Origin of the sequence: Paenibacillus sp. P13VS, assembly GCF_015143645.1 — a bacterium.
GTDB lineage: Bacteria > Bacillota > Bacilli > Paenibacillales > Paenibacillaceae > Paenibacillus > Paenibacillus xylanilyticus_A.
Genome location: NZ_WYEV01000003.1, coordinates 873145 through 891563 on the forward strand (window position 1 = coordinate 873145; position 18419 = coordinate 891563).

14 protein-coding genes and 1 pseudogene are annotated in these 18419 nt (G+C 45.5%); 2 read left to right on the top strand and 13 right to left on the bottom strand.

Translation table 11 applies throughout. From position 1 onward, the window contains the following. Positions 1 to 71: 71 nt before the first annotated feature. Entirely contained in the window at positions 72 to 1478 is a 1407-nt protein-coding gene (locus GUA98_RS08715; RefSeq protein WP_193722735.1) for a glycoside hydrolase family 4, read from the bottom strand. Between the two features lie 173 nt (positions 1479 to 1651). Between GUA98_RS08715 and GUA98_RS08720 the strand changes: the two genes are divergently transcribed. Continuing rightward, positions 1652 to 2503 carry an AraC family transcriptional regulator gene (locus GUA98_RS08720; protein ID WP_193722736.1) on the top strand — a complete coding sequence of 284 codons (852 nt, stop codon included), beginning with the start codon at positions 1652 to 1654 and terminating at the stop codon, positions 2501 to 2503. A 112-nt stretch (positions 2504 to 2615) separates the two neighbouring features. On the opposite strand, the gene GUA98_RS08725 is transcribed toward GUA98_RS08720, so the two are convergent. The 8 genes and pseudogenes from GUA98_RS08725 to GUA98_RS08760 all read right to left on the bottom strand — a co-directional run bounded on the left by GUA98_RS08725 (position 2616) and on the right by GUA98_RS08760 (position 11709). Continuing rightward, positions 2616 to 3548 carry a copper amine oxidase N-terminal domain-containing protein gene (locus GUA98_RS08725; RefSeq protein ID WP_193722737.1) on the bottom strand — a complete coding sequence of 311 codons (933 nt, stop codon included), beginning with the start codon at positions 3546 to 3548 and terminating at the stop codon, positions 2616 to 2618. Positions 3549 to 3631: 83 nt separating this feature from the next. Beyond that, a pseudogene (locus GUA98_RS08730) lies at positions 3632 to 4282 on the bottom strand (HAD hydrolase-like protein); the annotation flags it as partial. A 249-nt stretch (positions 4283 to 4531) separates the two neighbouring features. Continuing rightward, positions 4532 to 5491, bottom strand: a complete 960-nt coding sequence (locus GUA98_RS08735) for an amidohydrolase family protein (RefSeq protein ID WP_193722739.1) — start codon at positions 5489 to 5491, stop codon at positions 4532 to 4534. A gap of 16 nt (positions 5492 to 5507) precedes the next feature. Further along, a complete protein-coding gene (locus tag GUA98_RS08740) occupies positions 5508 to 6992 on the bottom strand; it encodes an ABC transporter substrate-binding protein (RefSeq protein WP_193722740.1) in 1485 nt (494 codons plus the stop codon). A 56-nt stretch (positions 6993 to 7048) separates the two neighbouring features. Next, entirely contained in the window at positions 7049 to 7939 is an 891-nt protein-coding gene (locus GUA98_RS08745) for a carbohydrate ABC transporter permease (protein ID WP_415753006.1), read from the bottom strand. A 9-nt stretch (positions 7940 to 7948) separates the two neighbouring features. Continuing rightward, positions 7949 to 8881 carry an ABC transporter permease gene (locus GUA98_RS08750; protein ID WP_193722877.1) on the bottom strand — a complete coding sequence of 311 codons (933 nt, stop codon included), beginning with the start codon at positions 8879 to 8881 and terminating at the stop codon, positions 7949 to 7951. Positions 8882 to 9206: 325 nt separating this feature from the next. Continuing rightward, entirely contained in the window at positions 9207 to 10487 is a 1281-nt protein-coding gene (locus GUA98_RS08755; protein ID WP_227779501.1) for an amidohydrolase family protein, read from the bottom strand. Between the two features lies 1 nt (position 10488). Further along, positions 10489 to 11709 carry an amidohydrolase family protein gene (locus GUA98_RS08760; RefSeq protein WP_193722742.1) on the bottom strand — a complete coding sequence of 407 codons (1221 nt, stop codon included), beginning with the start codon at positions 11707 to 11709 and terminating at the stop codon, positions 10489 to 10491. Positions 11710 to 11913: 204 nt separating this feature from the next. On the opposite strand from GUA98_RS08760, the gene GUA98_RS08765 reads away from it, so the two are divergent. Continuing rightward, on the top strand, positions 11914 to 13539 hold the full coding sequence (locus GUA98_RS08765; RefSeq protein ID WP_193722743.1) for a PucR family transcriptional regulator: 1626 nt from the start codon (positions 11914 to 11916) through the stop codon (positions 13537 to 13539). A gap of 166 nt (positions 13540 to 13705) precedes the next feature. On the opposite strand, the gene GUA98_RS08770 is transcribed toward GUA98_RS08765, so the two are convergent. From GUA98_RS08770 to GUA98_RS08785, 4 genes are all read right to left on the bottom strand, one after another. Next, positions 13706 to 13930, bottom strand: coding sequence for a hypothetical protein (locus GUA98_RS08770; RefSeq protein ID WP_193722744.1), 225 nt, complete (start codon positions 13928 to 13930; stop codon positions 13706 to 13708). Between the two features lie 86 nt (positions 13931 to 14016). Next, positions 14017 to 14772, bottom strand: a complete 756-nt coding sequence (locus GUA98_RS08775) for a class I SAM-dependent methyltransferase (RefSeq protein ID WP_153978943.1) — start codon at positions 14770 to 14772, stop codon at positions 14017 to 14019. Between the two features lie 183 nt (positions 14773 to 14955). Further along, entirely contained in the window at positions 14956 to 17007 is a 2052-nt protein-coding gene (locus GUA98_RS08780; protein ID WP_193722745.1) for a serine hydrolase domain-containing protein, read from the bottom strand. A 112-nt stretch (positions 17008 to 17119) separates the two neighbouring features. Beyond that, positions 17120 to 18418: a sensor histidine kinase gene (locus GUA98_RS08785; protein ID WP_193722746.1), complete on the bottom strand. Its 1299-nt coding sequence runs from the start codon at positions 18416 to 18418 to the stop codon at positions 17120 to 17122. Position 18419 lies beyond the last annotated feature (1 nt).

Below are 18419 nucleotides of genomic sequence, written 5' to 3' on the forward strand. Positions count from 1 at the left end.
CGACTTTCATTGGTAGTTCGTAAACAATTTAGGATTAAAAATCTGTTCCTTTTCTGTGAATTATCCGAAATTCAGATTTTGATCAGTCCATCCGAATACCAGATACTTGGGATCATCTCACGCTCCAGTTCCAGAAGATCTTTGATGATCTGGTCCGCGTCACCGATGGAACTGACAAGCGGATCCGTCAACATCGCTCTTCTTAGCTTCTCGTAGCTCTGCTCCACAACGGCTTCTGCCGTAAGCTCATGGGTATCGAGTACAAGCTCCTGCATCCCTCGAATTCCTCTCGGCATCTCACCGACATGAACCGGCTTCGCTCCCTCCATGCTTACATCACATAACAGCTCCAGGAACGAATCATCATTCATATTTGTCACTGCCCCATTGTTGAGCGTATTCACGAAGAAGCGTTTCCCCAGATTGCCCACCATATTTTCAATAATGTCTGTTGCATGATCCGGGCCGAAGGTACTCATATAATCAGCAATGGGAATGTCACCCGAAAGGAAACCGTCCACTTGGTTCCACATCTCGTCGTGACGCTGATAACGGTCCTCTGTCTCCCAGATCGATAATGGCGGGATACGATCTGGCGATTTGCCATGACCTTGCCAATAACGGACATACTCCTTCGTATGTGCAGTGCATGTAGGAATATAACCAAAAATATCGTACAACTCATACGTAATGGCATCGTTATGGAGAGCTTTGGCGCCTTGGTCACCACCGTTGTTCTCCTCACCGGCCGATATCCGCATAGCCTCCGCAATCGTCGGCATGACATCCTTGCCTTCGAACTCCGCTTTTAGGAGCCACGTAAAATGATTGACCCCGGCAATGCGGAAATCAAACTTCCGATCGATTTCCTCGGTGAACTCTTTTCTGTCGTCGATGATGCCTGCTCGCACAGCATAATAAGCCTTCTTATGAGGCATATGATGACTGTCACAGAGCGCAAACGATTTCAGCTTCGGTGCATAACGGTGCAGCGCTATACCGTGCACGGTAGACGGATTGATATAGTTAATCACCCAAGCATCGGGACACAGCTCTTCTATGTCTTTGGCGCATTCCATAATGATCGGCAATTCCCGCATCGCTCGGAAAATACCTCCTGGTCCGATCGTATCCCCCGAGCACATACGAATGCCATATTTCAACGATACCTCGCAATCCATCCCTCGATATTTCACCGATTGCTCTGCGAAGCTGAGTACAACGAAGTCGGCCCCCGGCAGCACTTGTCTGCGGTCTGTCGAGCCCTCAATCTTCAGTGATACATGGTTCTCCCGAGCAACCATCTCCGCAAGTTTCACCATTTTTGCCAGCCGCTCTTCGTCCGTATCGACCAGAGCAAGCGTGCCCTGGTTCAAGTAAGGGGAATGAACCATCTGCCATATGGACTGACGACCAAAGAATAGACTCCCTGCTCCAATAACGACAACCTTAGGCTGCGGCATATTTGTCGCGTTCATGAATAACCCTCCTCATGTGATATAAGTTCATTATAGAAGAGTGGCTGATAATCGGAATGTGCAATAGTTTTCAATACATGTCATATCGTACGATATTTAACAACGTGTAAAACCTTTGATATAATGAATTAATTTTATAGATGTCAGGTGGTAAAGGTGGATGAGGAAATCGGATGAGTGAAAACAGATTGAATATGAGCATCCTTAATGAACTTTCGGAATATATCCATCTCCGGATGAGCTCCTACCTGGAACAAACTCACGATCATGACTGGACAGAACACAAATCGCATCCTGATTACGATCTTTGGTTCATTCAGGAGGGCTCCGTCAAGATGATGATCGATGGGTTCGAATATACGGCAGTCCCGGGAGATGTCATATTCTTTTATCCGGATATGCCTTATATCGCCTCGTCGTCCGAGAACAGCTGCCGATTCATATACATCCATTTCGATTTTGGCATTGGGGAGCAGCAGCGAATTCTGGGCGGATTTCAACTTCCGGGAATTGTGCCGGGCAACCTGATTGAGGAGGAAACCAAGCTTTTCACCAGGGCGTTTCGTCGATTGAAACAGGAGAACGGCACGTCAGGGAACCAGCTTTACTTAAAGGCCTCTCTTCTCGCCGTAATTGCAAAGATTCTCGAGCTTCACGGTCAGGGCGCCTACGTGGGTCAATTTCTGAACGGCAAGAAACCGAGGAAATCTGAAGGTAGCCTGGAAGTATTACAAGACGTATTCCAATATGTCGATGCGAACCTGCACCATCCGATCCGAATGAACGATCTCGCAGCCATGGCTGGAATCTCTGAGAAGTATTTTATTTCCTATTTCAAGAAAACCGTCGGGATCACCCCGGGTCAGTACATTTCACAGATCAAAATGAATCGCGCCAGGGACTATCTCTACGAGAAAAAGTATACAATCCAACAAATCGCCGGCTTCCTGGGCTATCCTGATCCGTTTACCTTCTCGAAAGCTTTCAAAAAATACTATAACGTGCCTCCATCCAAATTTGAGTGATGAGGTTCCATTGATGTAGTGTGAGGGAAAAACGCAAAAAAACCGCCTCATGGCGGCTTCTTATCCTAGATCTGCTGAAGATTGGTTGCTAATCGTTCTGTCCCTACCCTATTTATTCTTCATAGACTACAACGGTTCTGCTTTGCTCTTCCCATAGGACCGTTGCTCTCAATGCCTCACTTACAAAACGAACAGGCACATAAGTACTCCCTTTGGTGATGGTGGCTGGTGCATCCAATGATACGTATTGACCATTAACCGTTGCGGTCTTACTGTCAACCACAAGTTTAATGCTTACTCCATCCTTACTGACAGTTATGGAGCGTTCTTCAGGGTTCCAGGTGACTTCTGCGTTCAAAGTCTCGGCAATGGCGCGAAAAGGAACGAATGTGTTACCTTTTTTGATGAACGGTTCGGCATCTGTCCCTTCACCATTCACATACAATTTCACTCCATTCTTTTTACCCGCCTTTTCATTCAGTTTCCCCAATGTTTTGTACAGATCGAGATTTTTGAAATTAGATTTTATCGCTTCTTCCTGCAAATACACAGCATCCGTCACACTACCATTATTCTCAAGCATCTCTGCTGCGGTTTCCAATGCCTTATCCTCTTCGATGATGGCTTCCAGTTCTTTTTTCTGTTCGTCTGTCAATTCAGCTGCATATTTTGTGAGCAAAATATCGGCCAAAACAGCACCCGCTGGCTTGTCTTTTACATTTTGAATGGCTTTTAACAACCCTTTGTATCCTTTGGGTCCTTTTTTACCAGGTTCGGATGAATCGGTTGCAGGGCTCTCTGTATTCTCTGCCTCTGATACTGAAGGCTCCTTCACTTCATCTTCTTCCGGCTTGGCCGTTTCAGAAGGATCCATTTCTTCGGTCTGTTTCTCCTCCACTTGACGCTCCTTGTCCTTAGGTGCTTTGGATGATACTTCTTTACCTGTTTTTCCGGGTGGAGTGTTTCCCGGTTTGGCTGAGGCTGTGCCAGCAGTGGTGACTAACATTAGTGCTAGACTTGTTAACAAGATGACCTTTTTTTTCATCGATGATTCCTCCTGAAGTAAAAATATATGCACCTTCATTATCGGCAGAATGCATACGTTTCGATAGGGAGTTTACAACACCATCAGTGAGAAAAATACTCTTTTAACTCGATTAGATCATCGATAACGATATCAGCCTGTGAAAGCTCATCACTTTTGGCAAAATCAAAATTACATCCGACCGCTACTAAACCGTTGTCTTTGGCAGCATGAATATCCGATAGGCGGTCCCCTATTACGGCTCCCTTCGAAATTCCATATTTTACGATAATCTGCTGAACAAGATCAGATTTATTCAACGATTGAATTTGCTGAATGCTAAACGTCTCCGTAACCCATTGATCCAAGCGATAATACTCAACAATGGCTCTGAGATATTCAGTCAAACCATTACTTGCTATGTAAATGGAGAAATCTCTATTTTTAAAGTAGGTGAATATTTCTTTTACGTTAGGGTATAGAGCCCCTTTACCATCTCTTATGTTATGTATTAATCTTTCCAGGAAATACGCGTCCGTTAATTCCCTCACCTCTGCAGAATGCTGGGGTAATAGCGTTTCCCATACCTTGGGCAGCGGCACCCCCATAATTTCTCGATATTGATCAATTGGTGTAGAAGTAAACCATTCATGTCGTACTCTTAAATGATTAAATGTATCTTCAAGTGATAATTCTAAAATTTTATCTGTTTGAAACAACGTTCCATCCATATCAAATATAAGTGATTGTGACATAGCTGCATCTCCCTTAATTAAGTTACATAATATATTATTATACATTTATTAGGTTCTTACAGGTGTAATTATTAAAATGGCAGATGGATCGGTATGTTGGCGCCGATGAGAGAATCCTTGTGACTGAAATGATCTCTCTTCATAACTATTGAAAAAGAGCAGTTGCCCATTGGCAAGCTGCTCTTTTTTAATTTCCAACAGATATATCCCTCTACTCTTCATTCGGCACAGTTTAAAGTCGTCCTGAAGTTAGTTCAATGTCACTTTTTCGTAGAACTTACTTATACGGGGAAAGAGTCGAAATGCGTTGCCGTAAGCAATCGCCTTCATGTTATCTTCGCTAATTTGCATGGCTTCATGGAGAACCGACTCCCGCTGCATGCGAAGCACGCTGTCTGCCGGCCAAGGAATATCCGCACCGAAAAGAATCCGATCAGGCTCAATTAACTTTTGGATTGTGCCGAGGTTCAGCGTGGAATCATAGTAGAGATGGTCCAGTTTGGCCATTTCGGCTTCAAATAGTTCCGGCGTTGCTTCCACTTGTATGGAATCCTGCCCTATGGCAGCAAGGGCAATTCTCCATTTGATATACGGAACCATGCCTCCTGTATGAGGAAGAATAAACCGAATTGAAGGGTATTGGTCAAAAATGCGATGAACCGCCATCGTAGTGACAGCACGAGTCGTATCAAAGGTTCCTTCTAGCAGCGCAGGACTCAGTCCGGCAATTTTCTGGGGAATGAGAATCGGGTGCATAAAGACAACCGCACTCCGTCGATCCAACTCGCTTAGCAGTTCAGCGTAATCTGGATGACTTAAATATTTCCCTTGATAGCTAGAGAGCATTGCAACTCCATCCAGTCCAAGGATATCTAGCGCATATATAGTTTCTTCCAGGGCAGCTTCAGCATCCGGGAGCGGCAGCGTAGCGAATGCACCATACTTTTCTGGATACTGCTGAGCATACGAAGCAAGCTCTTCATTCATCTTCCGCGCAAGCATATTGGCAGATGGCTGGTCAATGAATGTCAGATCTGACGGGGCCGAAAGAAACGAAAACGAAATGTCGGCTACACCCATTTTCTCGAGTCCAATCTCGGGCGTCCACTTCGGCATAAAACTTGGAATCTCCATGCCAAGCTCCTTCTGCTTTCTTTGCATTTCTCCAGAAATGATATGATGATGCACATCAATAACGGGATTAAACATAGATGATCAGCTCCTTTTATTTGTTTTCAAGCCATTGGTTTAGCTGGTTTTGCTTTTCTTCCAATATTTTGTCAACGCCTGCACTCTTTAATTTTTCGATATACGCTGGCAATTCTGCCGGGTCAAACGTTCCTGTCTGAAATCCAGCGTCATACTGATTCTGGACATTGGTTACCGATGTAATTTGCGTTTTGACCGGATTGATATCGAAGCTGAATCCCATCGCCCTTGATTTTACGGCACTTTCATTTTCACTCTTTAACACCTCCCACATATCAGGGTCATTCCCTTCCCAGATATAGGATAGAAAATTGTTGCCAACTGCGTACTGATTGGAATCATAGCCTGTTGAGCTCACACCGTCCGGCTTGGCAATGAGGCCATCGCTCTGTTTAACGTAATGCTTGCCCTCGATTCCATTCGTGAACAAATTAATGACTGCTTCGTCCGAGTAGAACAGTTCCAAAACCTGAATTGCCTTGTCTGGCTGCTCACTGTTTCTCGCCAAAGACATCATGTTGGAAGCTACGCTGTTTCGTGTCATATACGAATCCTCCAGGGGAACACATGCAAGCTCTGTCCCTGCCGCCAGTGATTCCGAGTAACACTCATTGATATTCCGGATATAGGAGAAGGCTTTGCCCGCCTTAATCAGGTTGGATCCCGTTTCCTGGGATGTTGCAACATCTTTGCTGAAATAACCTTTCTCGTACCATTCACGCATCAGATCGGCCATCGTCGAGAAGCGTTCGGTAGCAAAGAGATTGTGCACTGTGTAATCTGTTCCATTGAAATCCAGTACGCCAGGCGCTGTTCCCAAAGGATCGAAATTCAGCATGGCCTGTCCGGGAGTTTCCTGAGAGGTATAACTGACGATTGGTGTAACTCCCGGCTCTTCATCCTTGATACGCTGCAGCACACCCGAGATATCACTCCATGTCTTTATGGACGCAAGGTCGATACCATGCTTATCAGCCAGCTCCTTGCTCATCACAAAACTTGGAGATAGTGCCCAGGCTTTGATGCTTGGAACGCCATAGGTTTCACCATTCATTCTTCCGGCTTCCACCGCTTCTCCCGGAATGGTCTCCAGAATCTTTTGGCCGAATTCGTTCAACTGTTTGTCCATAGGCAGCAGCTGCCCCCTGCTGATCTGAGATTCCAGACCGAACCAGACACTGGTATACACCAGATCCAGTTTGTCGCTGCCAGCCAGCATCAAGTTCATCTGATTTGCATAATTGGAGCCATTTACAGGCAGGAGCTTAACCGTTGCACCTACTTTCTCAGCTGTAATTTCACTAATGGCATCCTGAACCTCCTTGACATCCGTCACGTCACCAAAAGCCGGATACGTCATGACCACTTCGTACAAGCCGGTTTCTGCGTCATTTCCGCTTACCGCTTCTTCCTCACTGCCCGAATTCCCGCATGCTGTTACTAAAACACCAAACAAGGAAACCACCAGCGCGAAACCTACAAACCTTTTTTTTGTAAACATCTTTCTTCACTCCCCCATGTTTGCTATTGGAACAACCTATTGGACGCTGAGCGCTGTTAGCCTTTTACAGCGCCAATGGTCAACCCTTTAACGAAGAACTTCTGGAAAAACGGATAGGCTGCAATAAGCGGCAGTACACCGATGACCGCAATAGCCATCCTCACGCTTGCAAGAGGTACGGATGAAGCGACAGCCGTCTGGCCGGACAAACTGTTCTGCTGTAAATACTGGACATCCGACAGCATGCGGTTAAGCAGGTTCTGAATACTGTACAGGCTTCCGTCATTGATGAAGATCAGACCGTTAAACCAATCGTTCCAGTACGAAATCATGAGCATCAGACCAATCGTAGCCAGACTGGGAAGTGCTAGCGGGAGAACAATTTTACAATAAATGACCCATTCACTCGCGCCATCCACGTAAGCCGACTCCACAACTTCACCGGGAATGGACGTGGAGAAGAAGCTGCGCATCAATAAAATGTAGAAGCCATTAGTCAGTAGATTCGGGATGATCAAGGACCAGATGGTGTCTTTCAAATGGAAGAGGTCCGTATACACCAGGTACATGGGCACGAGCCCGCCATTGAAAAGCAGAGTGAAAAATACAAAGAAGGACAGGAACGAACGAAACGGAAGCACATTTCTCGATAATGGATAAGCGATGAGGGTTGTAATCAGAAGGCCAAGAATGGTTCCCACAATCGTGATGAACGTGGTAATTCCGTACGAGCGCAGAATCAATGAATACTGATTGAACAAGTACACATAAGCGTCGAAACTGAATTGATCTGGAATCAAGCTATATCCATTTCTAATGATGGCTTGTTCCTCGGTAAGCGAAGCGGATATTAGAAGAAGGAATGGAAAAGCTGCAGCAATTGCCATTGTGATGAGCACGAAGTGAACCGTTATTTGATAAATTCGATTTGAATACAAGTTGACCACCCCCTTTTACTAAAACAGCGCCAGATCCTTGTCTTTTCTGCGAACAAACGCATTGGTCGTCAAGACTAATACAAAACCGACGATGGACTGGTACAGTCCTGCTGCAGATGACATCCCGAAGTCCCCGAAAGTCATCAAGCCGCGGTAAACATAAGTATCAATGACATCCGTAGTGGTTTGCAGTGCACCTGAATTCAACGGGACCTGATAGAACAGTCCAAAATCGGAATTGAAGATGCGTCCAACCGAAAGGAGAACCAGAATGACCATTGTGGGTTTAATCAGAGGAAGGGTGATGCTCCAAACTTGTCTCCACCTGGATGCTCCGTCCAGCGTAGCCGATTCGTAATACTCCTGGCTGATGCCTACGATAGAGGCCAGATAGACGATGCAGGTATAACCAACATTTTTCCACAGGTACACGACACTTAATATGTAAGGCCATTTCCCTGCGTTTGCATACCACGACACCGAATCGATCCCCAGCCAAGGAAGCACGTAATGGTTGACGAACCCATTCTCCTCGTTTAGCAAGGCTAGTACCAAATAAGCGACTATAACCATCGAGATGAGGTAAGGGAGTAAAATAACGCTCTGATACAAGCGGGAGACAAATCTTTTTCTTACTTCGTTTAGTAATACCGCTACGGCGATGGAGAGTATCGTTCCGAGCACGATAAACGCGCCATTGTACAATAATGTGTTTCGGGTAATCACCCAGGCATCCTGCGTTTGGAACAGGTAGGCGAAGTTCTCAAAACCTACCCAGTCACTTCCCCATATCCCCTTTGCAAAATTAACATTCTTAAACGCAATGATAATGCCAAGCATCGGCAAGTAGTTGTTGATGAACAGATAGATGAGACCTGGTAAGATCATGACCAATAGCAACCAATGCCTTTTTATGTTTTGGATGCGATATGCAAAGGCACTACGACGCATGCCCTTCTCCCCCTTTTCCACGTAACGATACTTGGTGTCGTAAATCAAATATATCCCTCCTTTTCTTCTTCGTGTAAGTTTATCTAACGTTATTTTCTTCTTACAAGAATAATACGCTGTAAACACCCCCTAGTCATTGGTGTAATCGTCTAAAAAAATCAACGCATCTTGGACTGATACACCAAAAGGAAATCGATATCAAGGCATCCGTGTCAACAATGATTACGTAACAACCCAACATGTCTAGTTTTTCGTACAACCTACTTCCACAAACCAAAAAGCAGCGCATCAAGGACGCGCTGCTTTTTACTCTAAGCCAAAAAAGTTATGAATGGATTTCGTCCATGTGCCTGCTGGTTGAGAACGCACGGCCTCCAACGAGTACACCACCCGAGAATACGGCTTCTCTTGGTGATGCCGCTGCCAGTGCATGCATCGCATTCAAGGCATGTACTAAGGAGAAATCGGCGCGATCCCCCACTTTTGGAGTTAACGGCGCATCGGAAATAAGCTTGTACGTTTCTAGCAACCAGTGGTCTTCTACCCAACCGGATGCTTCAGCGAGACGTGACCCACGTGAGAGCATGTCGCCATTGCCGAATGGACTCCACGAATCCAGAATATTATCTGAACCGACATGTACAGCTACTCCCGCTTCCAGCAATAGTTTGACGGGCGGCATAGGTCTATCGATAGGTGCACTTGTCATAATGGATACGCCGTTCGCACACAGCTTTTCTGCCAATGAACGTACCTCTGCTTCACTAACCTGACCCAAACAATAGGCGTGGCTCACTGAAGTGCGGCCGGACATGCCTGCCTGTTCCGTCAAATCAGCAAAACGATCAATCGTGTATATTCCGAGGTGATCCGGGTCATGCAGATGTAAGTCGATTCCCGCAGCAAATTCTGCCCCCAGCTCAAACATCGCTTCCAGGCTGGCATCCACTCGGCGGTCCAGCCCGGCCGGATCCACACCGCCTACATAGTCGGCTCCAGCCTGGAGTGCTTGCCGCATGACGGCTACAGATTCGGATCGAAGTAGTCCTTGTTGAGGAAACGCAACGACCTCCATATCCATGCGGCCGCGATATAATTCGCGAACTTCCAATATCTCTTCAAGATGCGAAAGACCGATTTGCGGATCTACGTCAACGTGCGTTCGGATCTTGGCCGTACCTTGGGCCAGCATTAAATCGAGCAACCGTTTAGCGCGTTCTCCTGCTCCTGTCGGAAGTTCTCCCAGCATGCGTTTCTCAAATTCCAATTGGCCAGGCAGGGTGACAAAGGGCTGCAGTGTCTTCCACGGCTCGCCAAGAAAATGTTTGTCCAGGTGGATATGCATATCTGCCATGGGCGGAACGTAATGTAAACCTTCTGCTTCAAAGACATTTGCCTCTTGATGGTTAGTACCTCCAGATGCAAACTCTGCATCGGTTGCGGCTGTTTCGATGCTGATGATCGTTCCTGTCATCCGATCAATCGTTAGATTGAACAGATCATCTGCCCATTTGACGTTTTTAATAATGGTTAACTGTTTCTCCATAGCTTCATCCCCTTCACTCGTGTTCCAATGGTATCCATAGCTTGTGATTTCCGCAGCCATTCTATTGCTTTTGAACCATATTACTGACCTGCACACCCGATTTCCAAACGATTCGCTTTTCCGGCTTATCCAGCAGTACATCCCTTTCTGATCGTTCCTGGAACAATATTAAATCCGCCGGAGCGCCTACCTTCATTCCATAATTTTTAATACCCAATGCCTGAGCTGCGTTATACGTCAGCATCCTGATCAACGCAAGGGCATCCCGTTCCCCGCCCATATACGAAGTGACTGCCAGAAGCCAGGCGACCTCTAACGGATCCGCTTTGCCAAACGGTGTAAATGCGTTGCGGACATTGTTGACGCCAATTGCTACATTCACACTGCATTCCTGCAGCAATTTCACTGGCGCCAAGCCTCTGCGCGGCCCTTCCGCATCTCCCCGGCCATTCAAAAACAGGTCGGTCATCGGCAGCGTAATAACGCTGATCCCGGCACGATGCAGAAGTTCCGCGATATCCATGGCTTCATGCTCAGGCATTGAACCGAGCGAGGTTACATGTCCGGCAGATACTTGTCCCTGCATTCCTGTGATGAGTGTTCTTCTGGCTATGTCCGCAATGGCACGGTCCTTGGGATTGTCCGAAAAATCCGTATGAAAATCCAGCGGCTTTCCGTATTTTTCTGCCAGACCAAATGCAAAATCCAAGTGATCTTCCAGGCATTCATCCTGATAAGTGATTCCTCCGACGACGTCAGCCCCCATACGCAGCGCTTCCTCCATTAACTCTTCCGTCCCCGGACTACTAAATACGCCTTCTTGCGGAAAGGCAACCACCTGCAGATCCAGTTGATCTCTTAGAGATTGTTTCAGATGGAGAGCCGACTCCATAGCCTTGAGACCCAGAATCGGATCAACCTCGGCATGGCAGCGCATATGGGTAACGCCGTTGCGGACAGCTTGACGAATGACAGCAAGCGAGCGCTCGTTCATGTCCTCGTCTGTAAAAGAACTTTTCAGTTTAGCCGTTATCTGAATTGCGTCTTGGAGAGATTCTGCATCCCGATCCATAACATCCAGTAAATAGGCTTTTTCCAGGTGAATATGCGGCTCGACCAAGCCAGGCAGCAGTAAGCCTCCTTTGGCTTGAACGACATTCATCGCTTCCGATATCCCTTCACCGGATGGTGAGATAAATGCAATTTTACCTGAGGATACTCCCACATCCATTCGCCTTCCATCCTTGGATAACACGGTATCAGTAATAAGCAAATCAACCATGACAACCCTCCAATCATGTGCGCTTTTGTTACACGTTAAAAACAATTCAAGCATATTCCACGCTGCAGGGGGAAGTCATTGGATGATAAAGATAAAAATAATTTAGATTATTGGACGAACAAGCCAAAGATATTTACTCGGAAGGATCGTAATGTTATATTACTTAACAATAGTTTAACTTGTTCCAGAAAGGGATGGGTCGATGTGCTGCTGATAGATTTGCTCAATAACGGCATTTACGATGATGCCAGAGTGATTACTGGGCATAAGGGTCTTAAGCGCGAGGTTCAAACCGTTAACATTATGGACTGTCCAGATATCATACGTTTTTTGAGGCCCAACGAGCTCTTGCTGACCAACGGTTATTTCATGAAACAGCAACCTGAAGTGTTCATTCACCTGATCAGGGACATGCAGCGGCTTCGCTGCTCCGGTTTGGCCATCAAAACCAAACGTTTTAAACTTCCGATCCCTGAGGAAATATTACATGAAGCGGACCGTATCGAATTTCCTATCATTGAAATTTCAGATGTATGTCTATCCCTTGGTGAGATTTTGCAACGATCAACCAGTGTTATTCTGAACAATAAGAGCGACGAACTCCAATATGCACTTAGCATTCACAAAAAATTCTCCGAAATGATCATGCGAGGCAAAGGAATTTCCGGCATTATCCAGTCCTTGTCCAAGCTGCTCTCATCCCCAGTCATCCTGTTAAACAACAAATGGAAAACCATTGCTTCCACAAATCAAAATGCAAATATTACTGAGCTTACTGCAGCTGCAGTTAGTGCACTTCACGGATTGTCCGACACCTCAAGCCCGACTTCATTGTGCTTAATCGACTCATCCCTGCGGGAACGCAGCTGCATGCTCGTATATCCGGTAAAAACGTATCGTCACGAAGGCTATTTGTTATCTTTTCATACGCCGGATCAATGGACTGGTCTGTACGGTTTAACGCTCGAACAAGCCTCTAACGTCATTGGAATGGAGCTGACCAAATCCCAAGCAGTCAAGGAACGTTCCCGCAGGCACAAAAATGAGTTTTTTTCCGACTTGATCGAGGGGTATATCACTTTCGAGCAGGAAGCGCTGAACCGCGGCAAGAAATACGGGCTTAGAAAGGGTTATTCATGTGTCGTGCTGGCTATTCGTAATGATGAGGCGGCAGTACTAAAGGGAGACAACTTGACTGAACAAGAGGAGCAATACGAGCACATTAAACGTCATTTCGGTGCGCTGGAGCATCCTTTTACCATGTTTACCAAACATGATACCTACTGCATTTTGCTATCCATCCCGGACTCAGGCTGGGACGAGGCGAAGCTCACCGAACATCTCACTGGAATGCTTAAACACCTCCATCAGGAGAATGGAATGAGCATGTCGGTTGGCATCGGCAAACCTGCAATGAATGTGCTCGGCGTTCGCCATTCTTACACAGAAGCAGTCAATGCGCTGCAATTCGGCTATCGATTTAAACGCAAACAATTTGTCCAATCCTACCAAGCCAAGGATATCGGGTATTTATTCCATATGCTTCCCCAAGACGAGCTAAAGCAATTTTACGAATCGACTCTAGATGGATTGCTGCAAATCACCGATGAATCCGAAAGAAAAGAGCTGCTCCGTACCCTGAACGCATTTTACGAAACACAATGCCAGCTTGTCGAAACATCCAAACACCTCTTCGTGCATCGGAATACGGTGGTGTACAGATTAGAAAAGTGTGAACGACTCCTGGATGTAAAACTCAAAGATCCCGCTGAAAGTCTACGAATTCGTATAGCGCTAGCGATCGAGCCTTTATTGCTGCAAAAAGATTAAGAGACACACCTTCAGAAGGTTCTTGTTTCGTCAAACATCCTACGAGAGGGTTCCGGCTGTTCTAACGGTATCTCAATAAAAAAAACAGCCGTTCTCAGGATTTCTGTGAGCGGCTGCAGATTATTTTTTTCAATGAACGCTATCATCTACATGTAACGATATATATTCATCGCCGAAGCCCAAAAACAGAAGCTGCCGCAAGAAGGAGACCGATTGATAACAGCCATGTCCATGAGTCATAAGTAAACATTCGAACAAGCTCCCATACGTTTGAAGGGCCAGAATGAGGTCCATCACGATATGGATCATTAAAAAATAGAGAAATAGCTGCAGCGATAATAAAAATTGCTCCAAGCACAAGTAAGGAATGTAATGCCATTTTTCTCATCATGGACTAACTACACCTCTAATTCAATTTTGTCGTAGTTCTGGTGAACACAATCGTCTATGATCACCAAGTTGCCCAATCAAGATTAATCACACTTCTCCCCAAAATATATCTGTTTCATAATCAAAAAGAACAGTACCCTCCCGTTTATTTCGATCAAATATGTTCTGAAGCTCAGTCATCATCGGAGTATAATTGGGATGCCCGGGCACAGGAGTATAGGAAGATGATTGCAATCTGCCTTTCAAGCCCTCAAAGTCGAACTGTTGACTCATTTGAAAGTTCGCTTTCTGCATCGTGCCTTCCTTGAAAAAGGATTGAAGCACAGACTCAGAAATGTTTTTATGATTCACTTTTTCATAGTCGGTCCCGTACGCATGCAGCAGCTGATCGTATTCTACACGAAAGGAGTTACCGCTAGTAAGACGGGAATTCCAGATTAATACCACTTTACCTCCGGGCTGTAAAATCCGCCTAAACTCGGTCTGTGCTGCCAAGCGGTCAAACCAGTGAAACGCCTGTGCGCACACAATAAATTCCACCGAACGATCAGGTAACCCCGTAGATTCTGCAGAGCCTGATATCGTCTGAAAGTTCGGTTCATTCTCCAACATCTGCTCGGCGGCTGCCCGCATGGCCTGATTCGGCTCGACGGCTATAACATAGCTCCCACGTTCCAGAAGCAATTTCGAGAAAATTCCTGTACCTGAACCAACATCTGCGATCTTACTGTTCGAATGCAAACCAACGGAGTTGTATAGATAATCAATAGCCTCTTTTGGATAACTCGGGCGGTAGTTCGTATAGGAATCAACCCGGTTTGAAAACCGTTCTTCATTTTTCATCTGTAATCAGGTCTCCTTTGAATTAGACTATCCAAAACAAAACACCATTTCACTATTTTCTCTCTTTATCTCAGATTACCTTCCTGTTTATTCCATTATTTGTCCCATAAAAAATAACAGACCCCTGGCACTCTGTGCTCGTGATCTGTTATCTCTACTAAACTCGTTTGATGTGGACTGCGTTTACTTTAAATGGATCTTGAAGACATCTCCAGCTTCACCACCAAAAACGATAAAGCCAGCTTTGGGAAGCTCAATGGATTGTTGATCGGTAGCAACCGAAAAGTGAACCACTTCGCCCTGCTCATTATATACAGCGTAACCGCCGCCTTCCGGCGAGTCTACCGTCAATGATTTGTTCGCAGAACGGGAATCGATAGCATACCAGCGGGCTTGACCGCTTGCCGGTATAGTGGCCTTACCTGTCTTACCGCCAAAGATCGGTGTAATCGCATCCTCTGCAATATATTCCTGTCCGTCCTGAATCAAAATCTCTGCATTATTCTTGGTGTAAAATTGCAGATCGAATGCGTCTCTACCGTTCATCACAGGAATCTCTGCGACATTCACTGCATGGTCTGAATCTACAATCTGAGTGCCGTTTGCATAACCGATCTCCGTATCCACGCTCAGATTTTTGATTAGCATCGAAGGAAGCAGATAAAAGATCGATGTGATTTTTTCATCTAACGCATAATATTTGGTGCCGTTGCGATCTGCCCATTTCTTTCCTGTGGCTGTGTTCAAAGGATTGGGATCCAACTTTTGATAATCATACGTGTTCATCACCGTTTGACCTAGACCCGGCAATGAAATCACTGCCTGCACCTTAACATACACTTTCCCGTTTTGTTCCTTCACGAAACTGGCCTTCACACTTCCATCCGTACTTGTGAATTGCCCCTCTCCAGTGTAGACATACTTCTGCTCTGGAATGATTCCGCCCTGCAAGGCTGGCAGTGTGATTTCGTCGTTTTTGACCTGAATATCCAGGGTTGTACCTACTGTACCATATAGACCCGAATACGCATTGAGCTCCGTAGGCATCTTTACTTTTACGGGCGGGGAGAAGGTCTGATCTTTCTTGATTTCATCAATGACACCTTGATACTCCAATACCTCCAGCAGTACGTTGCTCGCAAACATCTGATTGTGGATGGACGACCCACCTGAGGACAGAACGGCCATTGAAATATCAAGCTCAGGTATGGTAATTAGTGATGCATGATACATCATGGTGTCTCCGCCTTTGGCAAGTGCAGTAATGCCATAATCGCTAAATGGAGCAAGATCCACAGCATCCCATCCCAGTCCGTAATTGAACGTATTCCGCTCATCTGTGACCCATATTCCTTTTCGATATTCATGATTTTGCATGGACTTAACCGAGGATTCGGACAAAATGTCAGGTCTGTTACCCATTAATACTTCAGCAAATTCGGTCAATTCTTCGGATGTGGAGTATATCCCACCTGTACCGAGAATGTTCGCATTTTCAACTGGCATTTTGGTTTCAATCGTGGGCCAGTACGCTTCAGATAATTGATCTCTATCGAATGAATCCTGCGGTGTTTTGGTTGATTCCAGCTGTAACGGATTGCTGATAAACTTGGCGACATAATCGCTGTAGCTTAAACCACTCACGCGTTCAACCAGGATCTCAAGCAATTGAAAGCCGTCGTTACAATAAACGGAATATGAACCAGGTTTTGATTTTAACTTTTCGGTTTTGAGTTTGAGCAATAGTTCATCGTGGTTGCGCATGTCATTATCGTCAAACAGCATACTGTTCCCGTAATGTGAACCGTAGAGACCCGATGAATGATTCATCAGCATCCGCGGGGTAATTTGGGTGTACCGGGCATCCGCCATCTCAAAGTCCTGAATATAGGTAGTAAGAGGCTCATCCAGATTTACTTTCCCGGAATCCACCAGCATCATGGTTGCAGCGGTGACAACCATTTTGCTCACCGAGCCAATGCCGTACATGCTTTCCTTGGTGATTCGTGTCTGGGATGCTTTATCGTGAAAGCCAGTGCTGCCCGACAGTATGATTTCCCCTTGATCCCTAATGGCATATTGCAGACTTGTGACTCCATAATTTTGCACCAGTTTTGCTGCCATTTCTTCTGCCTGCTTTTCAATTGAAATGCTCTTATTTGCCTCTGCCCTGACGTCTGTCATCGGAGTGATTACCAGCACCGCTGTAAATAACACACTAAACAGTTTCTTCATCCTCAGCTTCCTCCCTCGTACTTTCGATATGATGAATTCATCATATCTGGGAAGAGGCCCCTTGAACGTGAACAAACCCTGAATGGAAAAAAACAATCCCTGAACGGCATGTTCAGAGACTGTTGACTTCAAAGGGCAGCACGACCATGTTATTGAAAGTCCGATGATGATGTTCAATCGTCATGTGCCCACCGTACTTTTCGCACATTCTTGATATATTCGTAAGGCCGATTCCATGAAACTCCGGATTAGGCTTCTCACTCTTCAAATGGGTTAGTGATTGCTCTACATGATTCAGCACTTGGATGATCATTGCAGAAGCAGTAGAATGAATGGCGATCAGAATATATCTGTCTTCAGCCTGTCTGACTTTTTTGGAAGCCTCGACTGCATTATCCAGCATATTGCCAAGTACAACACAGAGATCATAACGATCGATATGAACCTGTTGAGAATGAAGCTGAATGCGGGCGTCAATCTTGATTCCGTTTGCCTGTCCTACGGCAATGGTATTCGTGACAAGTGCATCGATCACGAGATTGCCGGAGTTCACCCGCTGGTATACGCCTTCAATCTTATTCAAGGTAAGCTTTATATGATCAGAAGCGGCTTCATGTTTGTTTTGCTTGATACATTCTTCAATGTACAGAAACTGCTGATGAATATCGTGGATGATGGCTTTCACATTTTTGAAACTGTGCACCGTCTTCTCGTAGTTGGCATCCTGATAATCCATCTGACGCTGCAGTTGGGCATTCTCATTCGCAAGCTGAACCTTCTCCACCATATTATCGAATACATAGACAATAAACACATTGAGAAACAGCGAGCCCATCACGGAAATGATATAAAAGATGTTTTTCTCAGTGTAGTTCGAAGCCACATTAATCTGATATAACGTAATAATCGGTACAATGAGAAAAAAAAGATAGTAGCGATAGTGAAGGGCAAAGCTTCTGCGTTTGGCAATAAGACGAACAACCTGAATGACAATAAACATGAGACTGCAGCCAAGCAGCATCACCTTGTAGAACACCCCATGATAACCCTCGTTGAAGTGATCCCATGTGGTGTAATCCGTAGCGTCCCAGACACTCATAATATATACAGCAATATAATTCACCATGGTGACCAGTACGGCATATAGGACCGTGAACACCAGTTTTAGCTTCAACTCCACGTCATAGGATTGCGCCAGACTGAAGATAAATAATAACACAACCAACGACGAGATGACCGAAGGCAATGTAGAAGCCAGATAGAAAAAACATAAGACAATAAACAGGACAAAATAGACCACTCTGTTCGGCTTTTGCCTGGACTTGCCCAGTACCGAATTGAAATAAAAATTCACCTGGAATGCCATAAGCAGCGTAACGATGATGATAGACAAGAACGTAAATGGTTCCATA